Origin of the sequence: endosymbiont of Galathealinum brachiosum (assembly GCA_003349885.1) — a bacterium.
Classification (GTDB): Bacteria; Pseudomonadota; Gammaproteobacteria; order SZUA-229; family SZUA-229; genus SZUA-229.
Genome location: QFXC01000014.1, coordinates 88,128 through 112,810, shown reverse-complemented (window position 1 = coordinate 112,810; position 24,683 = coordinate 88,128). Strand labels below are relative to the sequence as shown.

At 38.1% G+C, this 24,683-nt stretch carries 19 protein-coding genes; 7 read left to right on the top strand and 12 right to left on the bottom strand.

Going from position 1 to position 24,683, the window contains the following annotated elements; genetic code table 11:
* The first annotated feature begins 29 nt into the window (after window positions 1-29).
* On the top strand, window positions 30-2,486 hold the full coding sequence (locus DIZ80_17085; protein ID RDH80741.1) for a hypothetical protein: 2,457 nt from the start codon (window positions 30-32) through the stop codon (window positions 2,484-2,486).
* Between the two features lie 158 nt (window positions 2,487-2,644).
* On the opposite strand, the gene DIZ80_17080 is transcribed toward DIZ80_17085, so the two are convergent.
* The 5 genes from DIZ80_17080 to DIZ80_17060 form a co-directional block, all read right to left on the bottom strand.
* A complete protein-coding gene (locus tag DIZ80_17080) occupies window positions 2,645-3,862 on the bottom strand; it encodes a glycolate oxidase iron-sulfur subunit (protein RDH80740.1) in 1,218 nt (405 codons plus the stop codon).
* A gap of 2 nt (window positions 3,863-3,864) precedes the next feature.
* On the bottom strand, window positions 3,865-4,926 hold the full coding sequence (locus tag DIZ80_17075; protein RDH80739.1) for a glycolate oxidase subunit GlcE: 1,062 nt from the start codon (window positions 4,924-4,926) through the stop codon (window positions 3,865-3,867).
* 2 nt (window positions 4,927-4,928) lie between these two features.
* Entirely contained in the window at window positions 4,929-6,398 is a 1,470-nt protein-coding gene (locus DIZ80_17070) for an FAD-binding oxidoreductase (protein ID RDH80738.1), read from the bottom strand.
* A 117-nt stretch (window positions 6,399-6,515) separates the two neighbouring features.
* Window positions 6,516-7,238, bottom strand: a complete 723-nt coding sequence (locus DIZ80_17065) for a YebC/PmpR family DNA-binding transcriptional regulator (GenBank protein RDH80819.1) — start codon at window positions 7,236-7,238, stop codon at window positions 6,516-6,518.
* A 74-nt stretch (window positions 7,239-7,312) separates the two neighbouring features.
* Window positions 7,313-7,669 carry a hypothetical protein gene (locus tag DIZ80_17060; protein ID RDH80737.1) on the bottom strand — a complete coding sequence of 119 codons (357 nt, stop codon included), beginning with the start codon at window positions 7,667-7,669 and terminating at the stop codon, window positions 7,313-7,315.
* 64 nt (window positions 7,670-7,733) lie between these two features.
* On the opposite strand from DIZ80_17060, the gene DIZ80_17055 reads away from it, so the two are divergent.
* Window positions 7,734-8,708: a hydrolase gene (locus tag DIZ80_17055; GenBank protein RDH80736.1), complete on the top strand. Its 975-nt coding sequence runs from the start codon at window positions 7,734-7,736 to the stop codon at window positions 8,706-8,708.
* A gap of 80 nt (window positions 8,709-8,788) precedes the next feature.
* Here DIZ80_17055 and DIZ80_17050 read toward each other — a convergent pair whose 3' ends face one another.
* Both DIZ80_17050 and DIZ80_17045 read right to left on the bottom strand, forming a co-directional pair.
* Window positions 8,789-9,262 carry a signal transduction protein gene (locus DIZ80_17050; GenBank protein ID RDH80735.1) on the bottom strand — a complete coding sequence of 158 codons (474 nt, stop codon included), beginning with the start codon at window positions 9,260-9,262 and terminating at the stop codon, window positions 8,789-8,791.
* 229 nt (window positions 9,263-9,491) lie between these two features.
* Window positions 9,492-11,405, bottom strand: a complete 1,914-nt coding sequence (locus DIZ80_17045) for a hypothetical protein (protein RDH80734.1) — start codon at window positions 11,403-11,405, stop codon at window positions 9,492-9,494.
* Between the two features lie 168 nt (window positions 11,406-11,573).
* On the opposite strand from DIZ80_17045, the gene DIZ80_17040 reads away from it, so the two are divergent.
* Window positions 11,574-12,527, top strand: coding sequence for a hypothetical protein (locus DIZ80_17040; protein ID RDH80733.1), 954 nt, complete (start codon window positions 11,574-11,576; stop codon window positions 12,525-12,527).
* Between the two features lie 172 nt (window positions 12,528-12,699).
* Here DIZ80_17040 and DIZ80_17035 read toward each other — a convergent pair whose 3' ends face one another.
* The 3 genes from DIZ80_17035 to DIZ80_17025 all read right to left on the bottom strand — a co-directional run bounded on the left by DIZ80_17035 (window position 12,700) and on the right by DIZ80_17025 (window position 15,226).
* Complete coding sequence (locus DIZ80_17035; GenBank protein ID RDH80732.1) at window positions 12,700-13,341, bottom strand: hypothetical protein; 642 nt, start codon at window positions 13,339-13,341, stop codon at window positions 12,700-12,702.
* 232 nt (window positions 13,342-13,573) lie between these two features.
* The gene (locus DIZ80_17030; GenBank protein RDH80731.1) at window positions 13,574-14,758 is read right to left on the bottom strand and encodes a hypothetical protein; all 1,185 of its coding nucleotides are present in this window, start codon (window positions 14,756-14,758) and stop codon (window positions 13,574-13,576) included.
* A gap of 84 nt (window positions 14,759-14,842) precedes the next feature.
* A complete protein-coding gene (locus DIZ80_17025; GenBank protein ID RDH80730.1) occupies window positions 14,843-15,226 on the bottom strand; it encodes a hypothetical protein in 384 nt (127 codons plus the stop codon).
* Between the two features lie 271 nt (window positions 15,227-15,497).
* On the opposite strand from DIZ80_17025, the gene DIZ80_17020 reads away from it, so the two are divergent.
* Window positions 15,498-16,907, top strand: a complete 1,410-nt coding sequence (locus DIZ80_17020) for an ATP-dependent RNA helicase (GenBank protein RDH80729.1) — start codon at window positions 15,498-15,500, stop codon at window positions 16,905-16,907.
* A gap of 12 nt (window positions 16,908-16,919) precedes the next feature.
* On the opposite strand, the gene DIZ80_17015 is transcribed toward DIZ80_17020, so the two are convergent.
* The gene (locus DIZ80_17015; GenBank protein RDH80728.1) at window positions 16,920-17,963 is read right to left on the bottom strand and encodes a hypothetical protein; all 1,044 of its coding nucleotides are present in this window, start codon (window positions 17,961-17,963) and stop codon (window positions 16,920-16,922) included.
* Between the two features lie 497 nt (window positions 17,964-18,460).
* On the opposite strand from DIZ80_17015, the gene DIZ80_17010 reads away from it, so the two are divergent.
* From DIZ80_17010 to DIZ80_17000, 3 genes are read left to right on the top strand one after another with little or no spacing between them, the layout of a single operon-like run.
* On the top strand, window positions 18,461-21,394 hold the full coding sequence (locus DIZ80_17010; protein ID RDH80727.1) for a hypothetical protein: 2,934 nt from the start codon (window positions 18,461-18,463) through the stop codon (window positions 21,392-21,394).
* Between the two features lie 22 nt (window positions 21,395-21,416).
* Complete coding sequence (locus DIZ80_17005) at window positions 21,417-22,358, top strand: hypothetical protein (protein RDH80726.1); 942 nt, start codon at window positions 21,417-21,419, stop codon at window positions 22,356-22,358.
* Between the two features lie 23 nt (window positions 22,359-22,381).
* Window positions 22,382-22,999 carry an SAM-dependent methyltransferase gene (locus DIZ80_17000; protein RDH80725.1) on the top strand — a complete coding sequence of 206 codons (618 nt, stop codon included), beginning with the start codon at window positions 22,382-22,384 and terminating at the stop codon, window positions 22,997-22,999.
* Window positions 23,000-23,006: 7 nt separating this feature from the next.
* On the opposite strand, the gene DIZ80_16995 is transcribed toward DIZ80_17000, so the two are convergent.
* The gene (locus tag DIZ80_16995) at window positions 23,007-24,674 is read right to left on the bottom strand and encodes a sodium-independent anion transporter (GenBank protein RDH80724.1); all 1,668 of its coding nucleotides are present in this window, start codon (window positions 24,672-24,674) and stop codon (window positions 23,007-23,009) included.
* Window positions 24,675-24,683 lie beyond the last annotated feature (9 nt).

Sequence of the window (24,683 nt, the reverse complement as noted above, 5' to 3'; positions counted from 1 at the left end):
CATGCAACATAAGTTTGTTGGAGTTAGATATGATAAATGATAAAAGTAAAGTTTCAGTATTCACTGTTTTAGTGATGTTCATGTTGTCAGCCTGTAGTGGTGGGGGCAGTTCAAGTTCGTCTTCTGATAAAATAACAATTACTGCGTCACTTTCCAGTCTTGTGCCTGTTTCCAAACAATCTATAAATACGAATAAAATCAGTCAGATAAGTAGTCGTAAAATTACAGACTGGGCTGGTGCACAGGTCATTGTAACGGATACTGAAGGTGAGGTTGTAGCAACAAAAACGGTTGGTAGTAGTGGTGAGTTTTCGTTGCTTCTTCTTCCGGGTCTGGATTATTTTTTTCGTGTCACTCTTGGTAATGTGCTCCTGATGTATCATTTGTCCGGTACCACCGTTCCTTTGTCGGTTTTTATCAATCCTGAATCCACAGCTGAAATGGCAGTATTAATTGCGGTAGCGGGTATTGATGTAGGTGTAGAAGGTGTAGCCGTATCCGATTTAGTACTCGATAATATTGATATGACAATAGTAACCTATCAAGACTCCATTGATGCAATTGCAAAAACAATGGAAGATAATATTGAATTGAGTTTAGATTTAACTTCAACCGCATCATTACTTGGAGGAGGCGATCCTTTAGCGCTTATACAGGCTGTGACTGTAGCGAATGCGGCTGAGACTAATACGCCTACTTATGTTGTTACATTGTATGCTGAAGATGGTGGTACAGCTAATCCATTGGGTAGTAATATTCTAGAAGAGGGCAGTGATTTATTTATTACACCGGTAGCAGGTGAGTGTCATAAGCAAAATGGTTTAGATGTGCTAGCAAGCTCTGGTCAAAGCTCTGTTTTTTCTGATGAATTAGAGAATGGTAGTTTTCTTTATTCGAATATTACTGAGAATGTAAATATAACAGCAAAATTTTCAGTAATTAGTTACCTTGTTCATACTGACGTTTTTGGGAGTGGGAGTATTGACCCAGGGGGGCTATTTCAGGCAGGTATTCCAGTTTCATGTGGTGTTGAACAAGTGTTTTCTATAATACCTGATACTGGTTATGAAATATTTGATGTTGAAGTTAATGGGCAATCTCAGGGTGCAATTGATTCATATACCTTCAGTAGTTTAACTGATGCAACAAGATCTCATTTTATAGATGCTTTTTTTGATCAAATATCAGATGATCCATGTAATGGAGATCCTCAACCAATAAGACGAGTATCAGTTGATGTTGTAGGTGACCCATACTCTGGTGAATATCCATCGATCAATCATTGCGGTGATAAAATAGCATTCACTTCTGGTTCAACTGATTATGTTATCGATGACTTTAATAATGTTTTTGATGTTTTTATTCATGATGTTACTAATGCGACTACTTTACGTGTGAGTACAAACTCAGGTGGCGCAGAAGCGAATAATAGAAGTGGCAGTATTGGTGCTGGTCGCGATCTTGTGATTAGTGCAGACGGAAAATTTGTGGCTTTTACTTCTGATGCAACAAATTTAATTGCAGTTGATGGTAATGACAGGCCTGATGTCTTTTTACATGAGCTTGAGGTTACTGAAACCACTCGAGTCAGTGTGAGTGATGCGGGGGCAGAAGGTAATGGGTTTAGTCACTTTCCTGATATTAGTTCAGATGGGCGTTATGTAACATTTCGTACAACTTCAACAAATTTATTGACGGATGATCCTGCTATCAATGGCGGAATATACGTGCATGACAGTTTATCGGGGAATACGGTTGTAGCGAGTATTGCTAATAAAGATGATATTGATGCACTTACGCTTGCTGATACAGTTCGTGCTAGTAACGACCGACCGTCAATAAGTGATGATGGGCAATTTGTGGCTTTTTCTTCTGATAGTAATGGCCTTGTATTGGATGATACAAACTCCTCAACTGATATATTTGTTCATAACACGGGCACAAAATCAACCACACGGATTAGTGTATCAAGTCTCGGTGAGCAGGCTAATGATGATAGTCGTACGCCCGTGATAAGTGGAAACGGACGTTATGTCGCTTTTGAGTCTGATAGCAGTAATATTGCAGGTGGGGATAATGGATTTACTGATATTTTTGTATTTGATAGAAATACAGGGCTTCTTAGCGTTGTTAGTGTCGATAATGTGGGTGTTATTAGTAATGGGTTTAGCCAAAATCCATCTATCAGTTTTGATGGTCGTTATATAACATTTGAGTCAACTGCCACTGATCTTGTTGAAGGAGATACTAATGGATATGTTGATATTTTTGTATATGACCTGATTGAACAAGATATCCGTCGAGTTAATGTTGCGGCTGATGGTACTCAGTCCGATGATGAGAGTAGAGATGCTTCAATAAGTGGCGATGGGCGTTATATTACTTTTCACTCTTATGCGACAACATTATTACCAGATGATATAGCTTTTAACTCATATGTATATCGAGTGCCCAATCCGCTTTATGTAGCGCCATTAGAATTTTAGGTATTATAATTTAAAGCTACATAAAATATGCTTTGTCAGATTGGTTTAGTCGTCGTTAGAGAAAGCTAATTTCTATAGATGTATTTAGAAGTTAGCGCTTTAGCTGAATGATATTTTTATTGTCTAGTTAAAAAATATTTATAACCAGTATTTTGTTTTTAGCATATTGCAGATTCGACTAACTCTATCCAGTGTTTAACTGGTTTATCTGATTTCGTAGAAAGATGCATCTGACAACCGATGTTTGCAGTAGCAATAATATCAGGTCGATTTTTTTGTAAGTTTGTTATTTTATTTACAAGTAATTTTTTTGAAATTACAGGTTGTAATACAGAGTAAGTGCCGGCAGATCCGCAGCATAGATGCGAATCGTTAACAGAAGTCAGTTTGTAACCAGCATTACTTAATATTTTTTCAACAACACCGTTAAGTTGTAAGCCATGTTGTAAGGTGCAGGGGCTATGAAAAGCAACGGTAATACCTGTTGAATACGTTTCATCTTGCTGTAAATCTTCATTAGATATTATTTCACTGATATCTTTTGCAAGTTTACTAACGCGTTTTGCTTTAAGTGCATACATTTCATCATTTTCAAGTAGATGAGCATAGTCTTTTACCATTACGCCACAACCACTGGCTGTTATAACAATTGCTTCAATGCCATTATTAACATGATGCCACCAAGCATCAATGTTCTTTTTAATGGTAACAATCGCTTCATCAGTTGCTGAAAGATGTTGGCTCACAGCGCCGCAGCACTTCACTTCATTTTCCTGAATTAATTCAATGCCGAGTTTATTTAATACATTAGCTGTTGATGCATTCGTCTGTGCATTGGTGGTTTGTTGAACGCAACCAGCAAGTATCAACATTTTTCGTTTGTGTTTTACTTCAGGCCATTCTGTCGCTGTTTCTACTGCGGGTATTTTATCTTTTAATACAGCAGGTAAAACGGGTTTAAATAGATTACCAAGATTGAGTAAAAATTTAAATCGTTCGGGGTAAGGAATGATTTTTCTCAACGCATAGCGTGAGAATTGTTCAGATAGTTTACGTGTTGTCTGTTTTTCAACCAGTTCACGACCAATGTCAATTAATCGGCCATAGTTAACCCCTGAAGGGCAAGTGGTTTCACATGAGCGACAGGTCAGACAACGATCTAAGTGTGAGCGGGTTTTATCAGTAACAGGTATGCCTTCTAAAACCTGTTTAATTAAATAAATTCTTCCCCGCGGACTATCCAGTTCATTACCTAATATTTGATAAGTTGGGCAGGTGGCCGTGCAAAAACCACAGTGTACACAGGAGCGTAAAATATCATCAGCTTCCTGGCCCTGTGGAGTTTCGAGTAAACTATGAATTAAATTAGTTTGCATATTTAAAAATCTTTATACATGCGACCAGGATTTAAAATATTCTCCGGATCAAATGCACTTTTTAACTGTTTATGTATATTTAACAAGCCTGAGTTAAGTGGGTGAAATGCACTACCATCAGTTTTATTGTTTTTGAATAAAGTAGCATGTCCACCCAGGGATGTTAATTCAGCCCGAATAATTTTTTCTGATTCATCCGAGCTTAACCAGCGAAGAGCTCCACCCCATTCATAGACAGTATTACCCGTTAAATTAAGTGGTGAGTTATTTGATGCTAAAGATAAACGCCATAAGGGTTTGTCTGAATTGAAAAAATCATGAGTCTGTTCTTTTATCTGCTTCCAGAAAGCTTCTGAATCATCTATTACATCGCCGCCCATAGTTTTTTGTGCAGAGCTAACAGATGAATTGTTGCCGCTTAAGCGTATATAAAGATATGTGCCATCATAATAACTGCCACTAACAGGCAGTGATTGTTTAACCCAGTGATGCATAAAATCCAGCGCCTGATGAATGTCACACTCATAACCAAGTGTTATTTCAGTTTCAGGTTTTGGTAATACTTTTAAAGATACATCGAGAATTAAACCCAGCGTACCCATAGCGCCGCACATTAATCGTGATGCATCGTAACCGGCAACATTTTTCATTACCTGGCCGCCGAATTTTAATTTTTCGGCTTTGCCATTAATGATGTTACTGCCTAATACAAAGTCACGTGCAGCACCTGTGTAAGCACGACGAGGGCCGGAAAGGTTGCACGCGACTGTGCCACCGATGGTAGCTGTATCTGCGAAATGAGGTGGTTCAAAAGGTAGAATTTGTCCGTTTTTATCTAATGTGCTTTCAATCTCTTTTAATGATGTGCCTGATCTTGCAGTAATAACCAGTTCTGTTGGTTCATAACTGATAATGCCATTATGACCTGTTGTATCTATACAGTTTGCTTCAATCTGATGACCATAAAAGTTTTTACTATTACCAGCGCATATTTTCAGAGGTTTTCTGGATTTATATGACTCTAGTATCTGAGATTGTAATTGCTGAGTGATATCGTTAGACATAATTAAAAACGTTCCAGCTCAGGGTGAGATAATTCACCATGATGTACATGCATAGCTCCAAATTCTGCACATCGGTGTAATGTAGGCACAGCTTTGCCCGGGTTGAGTAATCCTTTTTTATCGAAGGCGTCTTTTATTGCGTGAAACTGGTTTAATTCTAATGTATTAAACTGAACACACATTTGATTTATTTTTTCCACACCAACGCCATGTTCACCGGTAATGCTACCGCCAACCTCAACGCAAAGTTCAAGTATTTTTCCGCCAAACTCTTCTGTTCTTTCCAGTTCACCCGGTATGTTGGCGTCATATAATATTAATGGATGTAAATTCCCATCACCCGCATGAAAAACATTTGCAACGGGTAAGTTGTATTCAGCCGATAGTTCGGCCATTGTTTTTAAAACTAGTGGTAGATGCTTGCGTGGAATCGTACCATCCATACAATAATAATCCGGCGATATTCTGCCAACAGCGGGGAAGGCCGCTTTACGTCCTTTCCAGAAGGTAATTCGTTCCGCTTCATCCTGTGCAACACGTACATCAATGGCACCACTTTCCTTAAGTATATTTTGTACCGTTGAAATGTATTCGGTCACTTCAGCTGTACTACCATCTAGTTCGCATAATAAAATAGCCTCAGCATCAAGCGGATAACCCGCATGAACAAAATCTTCAGCTGCTTTGGTAGCGAGCTTATCCATCATCTCCAGACCGGCAGGAATAATTCCAGCTGAAATAATATTACCAACCGCTTCACCCGCTTTTATCAGGTCGTCAAATGCGGCAAGAATAACCTGAGTTGATTCAGGCTTAGGTAACAACTTCACGGTTACCTCAACGATTACACCTAACATGCCTTCTGAGCCCGTCATTAATGCAAGCAGGTCATAACCGGCTGAATCCAGGCCGCTTCCACCAAAAGTGAGTAATTCACCTTCTATAGTAATAATTTTTATCTGTTGAATATTGTGAATCGTCAAACCATATTTCAGGCAATGCACACCACCTGAATTTTCTGCAACATTACCACCGATGGTGCAGGCAATTTGTGAGGAAGGGTCTGGTGCGTAATATAAATCATATTGTGAGACTGCTTCAGATATAGCCAGATTACGTACACCAGGTTGAACCCGCGCTATACGTTGTACCGGGTCTATATCTATGATGTCTTTAAATTTTGCAAGGCTGAGCAATATGCCATCAGAAAGGGGTAGGGCCCCACCAGATAAACCCGTGCCAGCACCTCTTGCAACAACAGGAACATTTAATTCATGACACAGTTTTAATATTGCCTGCACCTGTTCTATCCTGTCAGGTAACACAACTGCAAGCGGTAAATTACGATAGGCAGATAAACCATCACATTCAAAAGGATGCAGGTCTTCAGCCTGATGTAATACAGAATCAGCTGGCAGAATATATTCTAACCGACTAATTAAAAGTGTTTTATCTATTATAGGAAGTGACATATATAGGGGAGAATAATTTATCTGTTGTCATCTTACTACTCAATGACACTGCAATCTCTATACAAAATATAGGGAATGCCTGTTACTGAGTCATCATGATTGTTTTAAAATTAGAGTTTATTCTTCAAACTCTGCATTATGATAAATATGCTGCACATCATCACAGTCGTTCAAAGCGGCAATAAAACCATCAAATGCCTCAACGTCTTCACCTGTTACGGTGCATGAAGTCTGAGGTATATAGGTTATTTCATCCATTTCGAACTCTACTTCAGGAAAAGCAGCCTGTAGAGCGACTCGAACATTGTTAAATTCAGTGTTCGGAGCGATAACTGACATCATACCGTCTTCAGTTTCAATATCCGTAACATCTACGTCTTTTTCCATTAACGCATCTAATACGGCTTCTTCATCATCATGTTTAAAGGCGAACAGTGCAACATGATCAAACATATGGCTAACTGTTCCCTGAGTACCAATTTTTGCACTATTTTTTACAAAACACTGTCGAACGTCGGTAAAAGTACGATTATTATTGTCTGTGAGGCAATCAACGATAACCATGCAGCCACCGGGGCCAAAGCCTTCATACTGAGCTAATACAAAGTCTTCACCAGAGCCGCCATCTGCCTTTTTAAGTGCATTGTCGATTACATGGGCTGGTACCTGTTCTTTCTTTGCTTTTTCAATCAGGCGACGCAGGGCAAGGTTACCGTCTATATCCTGTCCGCCATTTTTGGCTGATACATAGATTTCCTTACCATAACGTGCATATAACTTGGATTTTGCACCCTGTGTTTTAGCCATTGAGGCTTTACGGTTTTCAAAACTTCTGCCCATGTGAATATGTTCTCTGTTAAATGCCTGTAATTGCATCTGATTTTAACGGTAACGACGAAGAGTTACCAGATGAATTATTCCGTTATCAGGCTAACTGATGTCTGTGCGGTGAGTTTGTCTATAGTAAAAAACATCTCACAGTATTCGTTCTGTGTATCTAATGGAGTAGGGTCATCAGAACAGCTACACCCTGCAATAATGCCAGAATAAAAGATACCCGATTTTATAATGATATGTGTATCGGTTTCATCTGTATTATTGATGATGGCACTCACTTTATCATCACTAACATAACTACTGAGTGATAAGCCTTGCTGTAGCGGTAGAGAATGATGGTCTATTGCAGCAATTTCAAGTTTAAATTGCTGAGTAAATTCAGGGCCAAAACTTTCAGATTTCCATGCCTTAAGCGTATTTGTGAGTGTAATCATGCAGGTATTTTTTATTCGTTTTATAATGTGAGTTAATAAACACTATGTTACTGATTTATTAAAAATGATAATAAAAAGTAAGTTTACACCCGCTTCAGGATTAAGTAACGCCCATCTTCAGACATTATTACCGACTTTTGTTCGTAATAAATTAAAGTTTAATGGAGTTAATCAGACACTGGAGCTAGAGGATGGTGATTTTCTGGATCTCGTCTGGACAGAAAAACCGAAAAACAATACACCCATCGTTATTATCTTCCATGGTCTTGAAGGTTCAATTGATTCACCTTATGCCAAAGGCATAATGCTGGCTCTAAAAAAGCAGGGCTGGTCAGGTTTACTAATGCATTTCAGAGGTTGCTCTATAAAGGGAAACCGATTAGCCCGTTCATATCATAGTGGTGAAACTGGTGATGCAAAAATTTTATTAAACTGGCTGCAAACCCATTACCCTGATTCACCGCTAGCAGCGGTTGGCTTTTCACTGGGGGGGAATATGTTGTTAAAATTACAGGCAGAGCTAGCTGATTCTTCTCCCTTTAAAGCAGTTGTCAGTGTATGTCCTCCAATGTTACTCAATGCCTGTGCTAATCGTTTGAGTAAAGGTTTTTCAAGAATCTATCAACGGCATTTAATCGGACATCTTAAAAGAAAATTATTAATCAAAGCAGAGCTGCATAATTATTCACAGCTGATAAATTTGAATACAAAAAAAATTAATCAGTTAACTAGCTTCTGGCAATTTGATGATCAGGTTACAGCGCCGTTACATGGTTTTAAAGGTGTTAATGATTACTATGATCAGTCAAGTGCCAGACAGTATCTAAAAAAGATAAAAAGTCCCAGCTTGATTTTGCTTGCGCTGGATGATCCGTTTATGACGCAGGACATAATTCCTGATGAATCAGAGCTGTCGTTGAATACACAATTAGAATTAAGTAGACATGGAGGACATGTTGGATTTATAGGTGGTTCTATTTTAAGACCGGAATTCTGGTTGGAAAAACGTATTCCAGAATATTTGTCTGAATTTATCTAGAGTAGCAGATTGAATATTTTACTTTAGAGCAACATAGAAAATAAAAATTTATATGATGCTCTAAAGTAAATGTTTAAACCTTAAGCTGCTTCGTCCGAGCTATTTGATTTTAGTAAACTATCCTGAAAAATAGCCTTATGCACATCACCAATACTAATAATACCAACTAACTTATTGCTTGAATCTGTTACTGGAATACGACGAATCTTCTTTACACACATTAGAGATGCCGCTTTTAACAAAGGCATATCAGCAGAAACGGATGCAACTGTCTGAGTCATAAAATCTTCAGCTTTTTTATCCAGCAGGCCTTTGTAATCAGCTTCAATAGACTCAAAGTCTGTTTTAGCGCCTTCCTGCATAATTTGTTCTACATCAGGGAACATGGCTTTTAAAATATCTTTCTCTGAAAGAACGCCAATTAGCTTCTCATTGCTATCAACAACAGGCATGCCTGAAATTTTGTTAAAACACATGATTGAAGCGATGTCCTTAATCAGAGTGTCTGCATTCGCTGTTTTAACAGCCGTATTCATTATATCTTGAACGATCATATTAGTTTCTCCGCAGCTTGAAGTTGTTATGTTTTAAGATTAAGGAAACAAGCTGTTTTCTTTATATCGAATTACCGATAATCAGACAAACAAAGATATTTAATCGCTGAGATGTTTTTATTTATACGTAAGAATTAAACACTTCTAACTAATTAATTTTATTCAATAAAAACGCCAAATTGATATATGTCAATTTGGCGCATGAAGAAAATAAAGTTATTAATAAAGCTTAAACTAACTGTAAACGTAAAATTCCTTCCATTTTTTCAGCAGTCTCCGATTTTCCTGTACGACTGTCACCGACAAGTGCAATGGTAATGCTGACTTCATCTTCATTTGTTTTAGATAATTTACGCTTTTCTAACGCAGAAGACTTGATAAGATCAATGAGATCATCTGCTAGTTTTACAGGGCCTTCCTGCTCAACCTGATCACGATCAGTAAATCCGCATCGATCCAGGTCGTCATCATTGTTACCTTCATATACACCGGCCATTAACTGACTATGGGCAACACCCACTTTAAGTTCACCCCGGTTAATAAGGATATTCATATCCCCTATAAAACCTTTTTCATTTTCTGAGAATTTCTCAAATAACTCAGGGTGAATAATACTGCCATCTTTTTCCTGCAATAGAGGGAAAGGGTTCGCCCAGTAGCTACTCTCTTTTGCGCCACGATGCGTTTGAGTAGAGCCTGCTGCAACACGCTCTCCTAGACGGAAATGCTCAAGCGCGTCTTCTATATGCATATCAGATTTAACTGTGCTTTCATTCGGCTCAATCAAAATGAAGTTGTTCATATACAAAAGAATATCGAGTGGGTCCTGGCGATATAATTCATCAACTTCCGTTACCGGTACAATTTGTCGTGCATTAGAACCAGTGTCCTTGTTATAACCCACCTCACGTCCAGCCATTAATAATTTAGCCTGTTCACTAAAACCATCGAGGCAGGCAAATGCCCCGGTTTCTGTTCCACAGAAAATAGGGCGGGTAATATTGTCATTTTCCTGCTTGATCAAGCTGATCTTACCCATATCATCAGCTTTGATTAACATTTCAGCGATATAAGGTTCATCTTTATCAAAGCGCACAACATAACGGGTACAACCACAATGCAGTGGCAGGTCACCATTTAATATAGCCAGTACATTGTGAAGCGTAAGTATTGGCTTTTTCGCATAACCAAAATATTTAAGCTCATCTATATTAGGTACAACACCCACTAATAACTGACTATCATTATCGTAAAAATAACCCAGATCTTTTTCTTCTGCATTTGGATCACCAAAGAAAAATATACCGTCAGGTTTTCTGTTACTGGTAATGTCTTCAATTTTGGCAAATGGGAACAGGTTGAGTAGCCCTGGCTCCATTTCGATGCAACCACGCGACTTATGAATAAAGGTAATAATTAATGAGGTGCCCACCTGTAGAGGAACGGATACCCAGTCATCAATATTAAACAGGCCCAGATTTAACGGGTTGTGTTTTAACTCATAAAATGGTTTTGCACGTTTATTTGATGGTGTTGAGTAATCAACACCTGTTTTCATGTCTGCAGCAACTGTTAAAGGCACATGTGCCAGTAATGAATAATCAGCCGGGTAATTAAAATAATGGCCTGAAATTTCACCCGCGGTGATATTAGGTGATGCATCCATACCCGGAGTACGACGTACACCCTGATCCATATTCACTTTATCAAGTAACTGACGACGGGTTTCAAGAATAAGCTCAGCTAAACGTTGTGCTTTATCCGTTACTTTATTTTTAACGGTTTGAGTCGTTTCAAGACCGGTGGAAACAACATCATTCTGCAGACGTACCAGACGGGTATAGCCTGCACCACGGTAATGGTGAAAAGCCCCATCCATAAATCGGATCAGTTCACGAGCTTTGTCCTGTTTATTATCTGCAGTAAATTCATCGGTTTCAAGAATTTTTATAAGATCACGTGTACTGACTTTTTGAATAAAAGATATTTTGTGATCTGCTTCCTGTCGACGACGTTCAGATCGACTTTCTAAATCAGTTATAAATTCCTGTTTATAAATTTTTAGAAAGCGGGCAAAAGCAAGACTACGCAGTAATTGTCCCGGTGTATTGCAACCATCGCGAATTTCGAGAATTTGTTCCATTGATTTACCAGTCGGTTGATTAAAATTTAAACCATCTTAAACCCATAATCAGGCTTGTACCAATTAAGCAGATTGAGCGAGCTATTAATTAAATTATTGAGTAAACATAAATACGTATTAATTATATGTATAATAAATCGTAATTTTTGTGTGGTTTTAGGGAAATTAATGTCAGTAAAGAGTAAAATGATAAAGTTACCCGGCTGGTTGATTCAGCTGAAACGTTTTATGGCACTAGATTTTGACTGTGTCAGTCATGCAGAAAAACTAGTTGCTACACTCGGTGGCATCATTGGTGTTAGTCTGGTTTCACTGGTCAGTTTTAAGGTTTCAGGTGCAACTGGTGCCGCTCTCATCGTTCCTTCTATGGGAGCTTCAGCTGTTCTCTTATTTGCTGTTCCCCATGGCAAATTATCTCAGCCCTGGTCTTTAATTGGTGGCCATGTTATTTCAGCAGTCGTCGGTGTTATCTGTTATCAGATGTTTGGTGATACTTATCTTTCAGCTGGTCTGGCAGTTGGTTTTGCCATTGGTGCAATGCATATTTTCAAGTGTATACACCCTCCCGGTGGCGCAACGGCTTTAGCAGCAATAATTGGCGGCCCCGCAATTCATTCATTGGGTTATTCTTATATATTGTCTCCAATTCTTTTAAACACTTTAATCATTCTTATTGTTGCTATTGTATTTAATGGCTTCTTTCCCTGGAGAAGATATCCAGCAGCGGTAATGATGCGTTTTACTGACCAGCCAGCAAAAGTTGATAAATATCATATAAATCTTGTTGATAAAAAAGCGGTTGAACAGGCTATTTCTGATATGGATCTGGTTATGGATGTAACAATAGAAGATTTACAAAGGGTGATTCAGTTAAGTTTCGATCATTCTCGAAATCAGAAGGTGATGTTAGATCAGGTTAAACTGGGGCATTTTTATACTAATGGTTTGCATGGAACTGACTGGTCGGTTCGCAGCATTATTGATGAGTCAAAGTCATCTAATCCGAAAAACGATATGGTGATTTACCGTGTAGTTGAAGGGCAGAGATTTAATACAGCAGACAGTTGTACTCGACAGGCATTTGCCGAATGGGCGGCAAGGGAAGTATTTCCTAATAACTAAACGATTTTTTTCAGGCAAAAAAATGGGTGCAGTAACTCCAGCTACTACACCCAGCAGCGCATGATGCTGCTAAACGTACGGTGTGTATTTACAGATCTCCTTTGTAAATACGCACAGTTTGTGCATCACGCTTCAATTTTTAACGGGGAGGGGGGAAGATGTCCCCGTTAAATTAACTCTTTTGAGTTTCTACCTTCGTAGCGCGAGCATCTTTAACTTGCTTTAAAAAATCCTGATGACGTGCTTCAGCTTCTTTACGACGCTCTTCCATCATCTTCATCATTTGTGCACGTTGCTCTTCCATTTTCTTAATCATTGCCTGCTGGTCAAATGCAGCTGGTTGAAAAGGTTGTGGTTGAGTTTGAGCTACTGGGAAAGCAGGTGCTTTAGGTGCGTTTTTAACCATTTCCTGGTAACGCTCCGCAGCTTCTTTCTGTGCTTTTTCAGCAATAGCACGTTGTTCTTCAATTTGTTCTTTAGTTAATGGTGCTGGAGCATAACCATACTGTGGCTGCTGGTAGTAACCATTGCTGCCGTTATATGCATTGTTACCGTTATAAGCGTTATAACCATTGCCGTTACCACGACCATTTGCTTTACCGCTCATGCCAAAAGAGAAGCTTGAGTCAAAATCACCATTAGCAGCGCCATTGCCGTTGCCAAAACCGTTGTTGTTCATGTTACCGAAGTTATTTGAACCGTTATTTCCAAACCATGCATTTGCAGATGTAGAAACAGTGATTGCTGCAACAGCAGCGATAATAGATAAAGTTTTCATTTTCATTTCCTGTTTAATTAGCAGTTTAAAATTCATGCGCTAGATCCGCGAAGATCATTACTGAATAATATAAGTAAATTATAATATATGCAATATATTATGGTGCCGCTGATCTGATTATGAGAAAAATAATATATAGAATCTAGATATGGGTTTTTTAAAGCTGGTCAGGTTGAGTGACTGTAAGATTAAAGATCGGAAAGGAGGGGGTAAATAAAAAGCCAGAGCAATTTACAGGCTGCTCTGGCTTTCGCTGATTTAATAAATTTTAATTCATATAAGCAGGGCGTTTATAACGAGCATTAGCAGCATCACGTCGTTCCTGTGCCTGAACTTTCCACTCAGCAACACGCTTTAACATTTCCTGATGTCGTCTATCAGCATCTTTGAAAATGGCTGATTGCATTTTCATTGCCTGTTGCATCATTTGTTGTTGCATTTGCATGTTCTGCTCAAAAGTTTGAGGCTGTTGTAACATCCTGTTATTTTGAGGCATGTAGTTACGTGGCATGTTGTTTCTAGCCATATTATTAAAAGGCATATTTACAGCAGGGCCAGAGTAACGATATGGCGCAGGGGCATAAGCATAACCACGAGGTGCCTGGTAAATGCCACGTGCAGGTTGATTAAATGCAGGTGTTGTTACTGCTTTAATTTCGGGTGTAGCAGCAACTTCAACCAGCTTATCTGTTACTGCTCTATCAGCTGTTTCAATAATAGCTTTAGTTTCCTGAGTCTCAGTAATAGTTATCTCAGCTTCAGTTGTTTCAGTAGTAGCAATATCAATATCTGTAACATCAGTTGCATTTATTACCGTTACTTCTGTATTTATTTCTGAAGTTTGTGCTTCTTTTACTTCTTCGATGTCTGTCGTTAAAACAACTGTATCGTTTACTTCTTCAACCGCATTTTCTGTAATATCAACGGCTTCAGACGAGGCTTCAGTTACAACAACATCTTCAGTTATGATTTCATCACTGATAACTTCTGATTCAGTAGAAATAGTTTCATCTTGTGTTGTATCTACTACAACTGCAGGCTCTACTATTTCTTCAGTTGCTTTAACTTCTGTAATAGTCGTTGAATCTGGTGTTGTGATTTCAACAGTATCATCAGAAAGAGAAACTTCTGGCTCTGTTGTAGCGGTATCAGTAATAACAGTCTTTTCTTCTAAAAGGCTGTTCATTATCGTGTTGTAGTTTTCAGTTATAAATTTAGAGCTTACGTCGTAAATTTCGACAGAAGTATTAGATATTTCTTCAAAAGGAATTTCATCTTTTTTATACCAGATACCTGCAACAGCTAAACAGGTAATACTGAACAGAACAGTATATATAGTCAGTTTTTTTAAACCATAATCGTCGTCAACTATTTGTGTTTCAGTGTTATTGATGACAGGATTTGAATCAGACTGTTTGTTTAATTGATTTTTTTCTGCTTCTTGGTTGCTCATTGTATTTCTCCGTTTATACGCAAAAAAAAAGCTGGTCACATAAGTGCCCAGCTTCTTTGTAATAACTTTTAATTTAAAAAGTTATTATTTTGCAGGTGCAGCTGGTGCTGGAGCAGCAGGAGCATAGCCGTATGGTGCTGGAGCATAACCGTAAGGTGCTGGAGCATAGCCATTGTAACCGTTATAACCATTGTAACCGTTATACTGGTTCTGGTTTTGGAACTGGTTGTAACCGTTGCCGTAACCCTGACCATTTCCACGACCGTTACCGCTCATGTTGAAGCCGAAGTTACCGTCGCCCATCATGTCGCCCATGCCGTTACCGTAACCATTGTTGTTCCAGTTGTTGTTGTTATAACCATTGCCATTGTTATAGCCATTGTTATTGAAAGGGCCCCACCATGCACTAGCAGTAGTAGATGCAAGAGCAAGAGTAGCTGCAACAGCGATTACTTTTAAAGTTTTCATTATATCTTTCCTCATTTAATTAACAGTTTTCTTTCATGCGCTTCGATCTAAATAGATCATGGCTAAATAATATTAGTAAAACAGAATATATGCAAGGTCTTATATGTACCGTCTATCAGTTTTTGCTAATAGAGGTTTCAGGATTGATCCATGTCACTATTTTTAAGACATGTTTTAATATAGACACCGCTATAAATGTGAAGTATTTAAGCGCTTCGTGTAAGCTATAAGCCTACATATAGGCTTATAGTGCAATAGAAACATTAAAAATATGAATTCTGAAGTTAAATTTCAATCACTTGGATTGAGCCCTGAAATCTTAAAAGCGATTGAAGAAAAAGGCTATAAAACGCCTTCACCGATACAGAGAAAAGCGATCCCTGTGGTACTTCAGGGAAAGGATTTAATGGCGGCGGCGCAGACTGGAACCGGAAAAACAGCCGGATTTACCTTACCTGTATTACATCAACTGACTAAAGGTCAACGCGCGAGCGCTAATCAGGCAAGGGTACTGATTTTAACACCGACAAGAGAACTGGCGGCTCAGATAGGGGAGAGCGTGCTTACCTATGGTAAATATTTACCATTACGTTCAACGGTTGTATACGGTGGTGTAAAAATTAACCCTCAGATGATGACCTTACGAAAGGGTGTGGATATTCTAGTAGCAACACCCGGGCGTTTACTCGATCTCTATAATCAGAACGCGATTAAATTCAAACAACTGGAAATACTGGTATTAGATGAAGCTGACAGAATGCTTGATATGGGCTTTATCCACGATATTCGTAAAATTCTGGCGATACTTCCAAAGCAACGGCAGAACCTGATGTTTTCCGCTACTTTTTCTGATGAGATCAGAAAGCTTGCAAAAGGACTGGTGAATAAACCGGTTGAAATATCGGTTACGCCTCGTAATACCACAGCCAAAACAGTTAAACAGTGGATATGCCCTGTCGATAAAAAGAAAAAGCCGGACTTGCTTACCAGTTTAATTAAGCAATATGACTGGCAACAGGTTCTGGTTTTTTGCCGTACCAAGCAGGGGGCCAATAAACTGAGTAACTACCTTAATCAGAAAGATATTAAATCAGCTGCAATTCACGGTAATAAAAGCCAGGGGGCGAGAACTAAAGCATTAAATGAGTTTAAACAGGGGAAAGTAGATATATTAGTTGCAACCGATATTGCCGCACGTGGTCTGGACATAGATCATTTGCCTCAGGTTGTTAATTTTGACTTACCTAATGTAGCTGAAGATTATATTCATAGAATAGGCAGAACAGGGCGCGCCGGCTTAGAAGGTCAGGCAGTATCTCTGGTTAGTGCAGATGAATTTGATCAGTTAAGCGATATAGAGCATTTAATTAAAAAATTATTAACTCGTAAGTTAATTGATGGTTTTGAGCCACGTCATGATGTTCCTGAATCGAAATTATGGAAAAAAGATAAAAAACCCAAGAGGCCTAAAAAACCCAAAACGGGTCATAAAGACGGTCAGCGTTCTGCTGAAAATGCACAGGGACATAAATCACCTGGACAATCTCCAAAACCATCTACAGGTAAGAAAATTAATAAGAATAGAAACAGGCGTTCGGGAGCGGGGAAAGCATCAGGCAGTAATGATGGTTCAAGACCACCAAAAAGAAAGTTTAAACCAAAGAGTAGAACACCTCGTTAAAGAAATTCTTTATTAATGAGTAAGGGAATGTGCTTCAGTATATATCTTATATGGGATATGAGATTTTTTAGCTTTGTACATCGCTTCATCAGCGTGTTGAAGTAACATGTCTGAATTAATACCATGTTCAGGATAAATAGCGGCACCGATACTTAAATCCGCCTGAAACAGATTGTCATTAATTAAATAGTCTTCATTTACAACTTTTTGATGTAATGATTTTGTTAGTTTATCTATGTTATCTGCATCTGTAATCGCTTCAATTATGATAACAAATTCATCTCCGCCAAATCGGCATAAGGTATCAGATTCACGACAGCAGGATTTCAGCTTTTTACTTATTGCAATTAGAAAATTATCGCCAGTATCATGACCAAAATTATCATTCAGAATTTTAAAGTTATTTAAATCAATAAATAGTAATCCAAATTTACTTTTATTACGTTCAGCTCTTGAAATAGCTGTATTTAGTCTGTCTCGAAATAGCATTTTATTTGGAATATTTGTTAATGCATCGTGAGTAGCCATATAGGTTAGTTGTTGTTCTGCTCTACGACGTATAAATTCAGCACTCACTCTGGCAGTAATAATCTTTAACAGGTATTCATTATATATGCTTTTATCCATTGCTTTCGTACCTAAAAGACAAATAATACCCAGTGCCGAACCATCGGAGTCATAGAAGGGCATGCCTAAATAACTTTCAGCTTTCAATTCATCAATGTAAGGGTCTAACGGAAAAGAGGATTTTAACTTTGACGGATAAAACGTAATTTCATTTTTACGTAATTTCCCGCAGGGTGTATTTTTAGATTCATATTCTACATTAGGAACCAGTTCATCCTTACACCAGTAAGCAATGGTTCGTATTCTTTTGAAATTGTCGACAGATTCTGAAATAGCGACATATTCTACATCAAAAGCTTTTGATAACTCCTCAGAGAGATGTATGAAGTATTCATCACCAACTGTGCTGGTAGTAAGGTCGATAACTGAACGCAGCTTAGACATAAACTGTTCATGTTCATCAAGCGTGACAGGAGGAGTGTTTTTCATATGTTAGTCTTATTATTTGGTTTTTTAGTAAATCAGTTAAAAAACATTACTTACATTTATAGCAGTAAACAGCTGTTTGTTATCTACAAATATGATGAGTGGTAATTCTGTCTTATAGAATATACTTATCAGTATGCTCCTGCTGGAAGTAATATTTATAGTTATTGCTTAAATGTTTTACCAGTGATATCAAAGGTTCTAACGTATATTCCCTTACATAAAATAATAGAATTAATTTAAATTGGAGTTTTAATAATAAGATATTAGTCCCTGAGGGTTCCTGGTTATATGGTCGAAGACTTATATAGCTGTTTAGCTAAATCAGAGTTCACTTAGATTTATGATATTTATCAACATTGCCTCTAATTAATGGGATTATGTCATTACTTATAGAATAGATTGTCATATAAATACTACACTTATGTGAATGTCGTATTGATTAATATGATTTAGTTTAGAATTTTTCAATATTAATATAGGACATATCTAAAAAAGACATGATGTGTGTTGTAATAGGGGGTTTGCAGATGGTTTCAGGGGTGTTTAAGGATAGGGCGTTTGCTTTTTATCTGGTTTTAGTTTCTTTATTTTTTCTTTCCGCTTGTGGTGATAGCTCTTCTTCAAACTCAACTGTCACACCAACTCAAATAAATAATAGTATTACGGTTCCTGCGACTTTAGAGCTTGCTCAAAAAGAACCATTTAAAGTAGTGCTTAATGATGGAGAAAATTTTCTGGCCAGTTGTACCGTTTCGTCATCGGATAGCAACGTAGTTGAACTGCCTGAAAATACACTCAGCGGTGCCAATTTTTTAATGGTGGGATTGCTTGAAGGGGTAGCAACTGTAAGTGTTAACTGTCGTTATCTGGATGGTACCTCTGATTCAGCAGACGTGAGTGTAACCGTTACCAGTAGTAAATTAAGCAGCATTCGTGTAACACCAGGTGCACCTTCCTTACCGATGAATGCCAGTGTTCAGTTAACGGCTACAGGAGTATTCAGTGATGCGACAAGTAAAGATCTAACTAATCTTATTAGTTGGAGTGTCGAAAAAGTTGAATCATTTAATACCTCAGTAGGTGTCTCAGTTTCTTCTACAGGGCTTGCCAGTACATCACCTGAAACAGGTGGAAAAGGCATAGCAAAAATCACGGCTAATACAGTGATTACCAATAGCAGCGTAAATATTGAAGGCTCTATCGAACTTCTTGTCGGTGATCAGGTTGATGGCGCTTTGAAAGGACAGTGGTTATATGTAGATAGTGCAGAGAAGGTCTGGTTAGGTGACTATTATCATTTACCTTTAACTGTTGTAAATAATAATTTAATTAAATTTATTAGAACCGATTTTGAAACATATCATCTGATTCGTGCAGGTATACCAAACGTTCAGGTTAGTGGAGCTGTAGGCTCTTTAGGTACCGCTCCGGTTGTTCCTAAAATAACTGTTGATGCGTTCGGAAAAATTTCTACTACTATGCATCAGGCATTATCAGGTATTGGTGGTGTAAATGTCATTCTTTCTAATATCAGTGACAGCTCGGTTAATAGTCTGGCTACAACGGATGTTGATGGAAATTTCACAACTCAGTTACCATCTGGTCAGTATTTACTCCGGGCTACAGATGGAAGTGGCAATGAAGTTGAAACAGAGGTTACTGTAGAAGGAGAAAATAAAAATTTGGGTGATTTTACTCTGGTTAGTACTTCTTTATATAACTTTAAAAGTGAAATGCATGATGATTATGGAAGTTATGAAAATCCTTCACGTTTAACGAACGAATTCGCATTTTTTGGCACGCTTGATGGTCAACAGGAAATTACTTACAACAAATTTATTCATATTACGAATGTTGGCACACAGGATGTGTCAGGCTTAACAATCAGTTTATCTTTAGATGACCCGGATGTCAGATCATTTTCAAGTTCTTCTGTGACAACGGGTATTGCATCAGGAGCCTTTTTTGAATCATCAGTATCAATGAGTTTTAATCGACCGTTAACGGATAAAGAATTATCCATTGATGTGACATTGACAGATATAAATGGCCAGAGCTGGTCTGATCGTGTGAACTTTACATTGAGTTCGGCTATTCCAGTGAAAGTGTCAATGGAAAGACCCAGTATCATTACCCATGGAGCAGAGGGGTATTTAATTGCTCCTGGTCTTAAACCGGTGCGAGTAACCGATTATGCAAGCCGATATATTCCTTATAATGCACTGGATAGTTATGAGCTGGTTGTGAGTACGCCAACTGTTACTTCAGAAACAGCCTATGGAATTGGTTTTGGTCGTGACGTTCTTTCGTTAGATGTTAATGAATTTACTAATACGAGTCTTAATGAGCCCACCAATAATGATATAAGTGGTGCAACCCCTATGTCACTGTATACCCAACAGGTAAGTTATATGCATGCAGGTGATATTGATTTTTATACTTTGAATTTTGATTCGGTTAATACACCATTTGACCCATCTATTATTTCTACTACACCTATAACTGCTTCTGATCATGATATGCAAATACGAGGTGATTATTTGTTTCTGATTAGTTCATCTGATACAGGTTCGATACTGGATATCTCGGATATAAGTTTACCTCTGGTTGTTAATGAGCCTGGAACTGCAAATCCATTAATTCTTAATTCAGGAGAGGCAATAGATGTTTTAGATAGTGGTAACGATATATTTGAAGTGTTTATAAGTCGTTCCACACAATTAATTGAGCACAATATTGATTTAGATTTAATAACACCGACTGCTACAACAACAGATTCGGTAGGTGCCAGTGACGGAAAAGATATTGCTTACTCGGGAAATAATGGTAATTATATTTATTTAATGGATACAGCAGCAGTTCAAATTTATGATGTAACGCCTCCATTATCTGGAGGCTCCGCTCCTGTAAACTCTGTAGCAATCCCTTCAGTGTCCTCCAGTCGAACAGAAAAATTAGCCGTTTCAGGTGATTATTTATATGTTGCAACAACCAACAGATTAAACATTATATTTATTGGTGACCCAGGTGCGAGTGATGGTCTTATTGATGATCCTTCTATAATTTCATTTGTTGATTTGCCTACTATGAGTGCTTCAATAACGGACATGATTATTAATTCGACAGCAACAATGGCTTATTTTTCTTCAGCCGCATCATCTCTTTTTGCTATTGATATTAGTGATGTTAATAATCCTTTTATTACTCAACAAATATCAACTAATTCATCCTGTGTAGATATGGCAATGATAGGTTTAAATCATTTATATTGTACTCATGATAGTGGTTTAACTGGGATTTATGATGTTTCTGACCCTGAAGATATGTTCATGGTTTCAAGGCAGACAATAAATGGATCAGATATAGAAGTTACGCCTAATGGTGATGGTATTGTCGCGGGTGATAATCTGCATTTTGTACAATTTAAATAAATTAATTTAGATGATGAGTAATATGCTTAATAAAACACTTGGTATTTTATTAATATCAATTTCAGGGTCTACACTTGTACTTGCTGATTCGCAACCTGTTAAACAATTTGATGATCGTTTTAGTATCGATTTTGGTTATGATGACGGTAAAATTACACCTGATGCTTTTATACCTTATCGCTGGGATAAACACTGGTTTTCAGGTTTGGGTTTTAGAAGTGGCTCGTCTCAGACAAATGATGTAATTGATGGTTTTAGTGATAGTCGAATAGGTACAAGTACCGAAGAAAATCGGTTGAAAATTAATGCGATCACATATGAGCGGGCCTCGGGAATTACTAAATGGTCTGTGGGTTTTGATCTTGAGGTCATCGATATAGGTAAGCTCGAATTTGGCTATTTTCAATTACCCGCTTCCTTTGGAGGTGATTATGTTGCTTTTGATAATGAAATTGATATCACGGTTTTAAAACCGAATTTTAATACTGATATTGCCTGGAGTTTGCTGGATCATAATCTGTTAATGCGGCTTGGCTTAAGTTTTTCGCCAATATCGCAGTTAGATGTTGATCAAACAACTCGATTTAAACCTCTCGTGCCTGGTGAGGGTGCAGGAACAAGTTCTATGGAGCAGGATGTTTCTTATGCTGTTTCTTTTGAATCGGTTTACAAAACGGGTGGAAGCATAAATGTAGGTTTTTTAGCTGATTATGAATTACTGCCACAAAAATATGATTTACAGGTGTTAAATAGTTCTGCTAATGCATTTATAACCGAAACAATTGAGCTTGAGGAAGTTACTATTCGATTCGGTCTTAGAATGCTATTCACGCAAACACTTGGAGGCTTATATCCAGTAATTGGTGTGCATTTAGAAAGTGTTGATGTAACAGATGTAGTAAAGGGTGGATCCAATAAAGAAACCCGGGAGTATATCGTTTTTGGTTTAGAAAATAGATTCTAACAATTATTGAAGAAAATAATTTTATGTTTAATCGAAAAAATCACTGGGAAGGTATTTATCAGGATAAAGATTCCCATGAAGTGAGCTGGTATCAGAAAAATCCGTTATTATCCCTGGAATTAATTCGACATAGTCAGATCAATTCTGATGACGCTATTATTGATGTAGGTGGCGGTGCGTCAGAACTTGTTGATTATCTGTATGGTTTAGGCTTTAGAAATCTTGCGGTTTTAGATATATCACAAAATGCACTATTAAGTAGTCAGAGGCGACTCGGTAAAACAGCATTAGAGATAGAGTGGTATGAAAGCGATATAACAGAATTCAATGCGCCGCATTTATTCTCACTCTGGCATGATCGAGCGGTATTTCATTTTTTGACAGATAAAAGTGACAGACAAAAATATATTAATATATTAAAACAGACGCTTAAGTCAGGAGGTGTTCTCATTCTTGCTGCTTTTGAAGTTGGAGGACCTGATAAGTGCAGTGGTTTAGATGTTGTTCAATATGATGTAGAAAAAATATCAGCAGAACTAGGTGGCGATTTTAAATTGCTTGATGTAAGAAGTGAAAATCATATTACTCCATCCAGTGTGGAGCAGAAATTTATGTATTTTCACTTCTCATATTTACCGTAGTTTTAGCTTATGACTTATCGTCGATAACTTCCTGAGCATGTTTTAACGCTAGAATTCGTTGCGAAAACATGGTGTTTTCTTCAAAGTGTTTTAATACGTTTTGATTCTGCAACATACTATGCACCTTGCCGCTAGCACCGATGAGAAATACTTTTCTACCTGTTTCAAGCGTATTAATAATAATGTCATCCAGTGCTTTGGTAAATGTGTAATCGATAACCGATACGTCTGTCAGGTCCAGTAACATAATATTGTAGTCAAGAGCACTAGAATGTCGTCTAATCAGGGCTTTTGCCGAGGTGAAACTCATCGGTCCACTGAGGTGAAATAACATAATCTCGTTATTAGAATTTTTTAATATTTCATTTTCTACATCACTTAATGGAATCTCGTCAGTTGGCGAAATTATGGGGCGCATTTGTTCAATTTGCATATCGGTAATACGTTGCATAAATAGAAAACTGGCGATGACCATGCCGACACCAAATGCGAGTAATAAATCGATGGTGACGGTAATGATTAAAACGGTAAACATAATTAATACACCCGCACGTGGTGCACTTTTCATTCTTTTAAGATAATCCCAGTCAATAATATCTGTTCCAACTTTAATTAAGATACCTGCTAGAACCGCTTTGGGTATGTCACTGGCAAGGCTACCGGCACCCAGTACAATAATTAATAGAATGACACTATGTAATGAACCGGAAATAGGTGTTCGACCACCTGCTTTTACATTTACAACCGTTCGCATGGTTGCGCCTGCACCGGGTAAACCGCCGAATAAACCCGCTATGGTATTACCAATACCCTGACCAATTAACTCACGATCAGGTTTATGTTGTGAACGTGTAACATTGTCCGCAACAAGTGATGTCAGTAATGAATCAATGGCGCCCAAACCAGCAAGAGTCAGGCCGGATGCAACCATCGTTAAAGCTAGTGAAACGTCAATAACAGGTAAATGAAAATCAGGAAAACCGGTAGGTATTTCTCCAATAATCGGTGTACTGCCTGCGGCAAAAAATACCAGATACGATACGGTTCCAATTACTAATGCGAGTAAAGGTGAGGGAACCAGTTTATTTACTTTAGGCAGAAAAGTTGGGACACCATAAACAACTGCAAGTGCAATGAGGCCCAGTGACAAAGAGTTTATATCCAGCTGTGAAAGATAATAAGGAATAGACTGGGCTGCCTGTAAAGGGCTAGAGTCAGCGGGCTGACCTAGAAGGGGGCCAAACTGTAACAGTATAATAATTACGCCGATACCCGACATAAAACCGGAGACAACCGGGTGGGGAACCAGTTCTATATATTTACCAAATTTAAGTAAACCAAAAGCTATTTGAAACAGGCCACCTAGTACAACGACGGTAAATGCGAGTGCCGCCCCCTGTAAGGGGTCGTCAGGAAACATACCGGTATATTGAATAAATATTGCAGCCATGACTACAGTCATTGGACCAGTCGGGCCTGAGACCTGAGACGGTGTGCCACCTAATAAAGCCGCAAAAAAGCCGACAAAAATAGCACCGTACATGCCGGCTATAGGGCCAACACCGGATGCAACACCCATAGACATTGCGAGAGGAAGTGCTACGACAGCGGCTGTAAGGCCACCGTATATATCACCGCGTATATTATTGAAATGCAGGCCGTTTATATAATTCATATTGTTTTT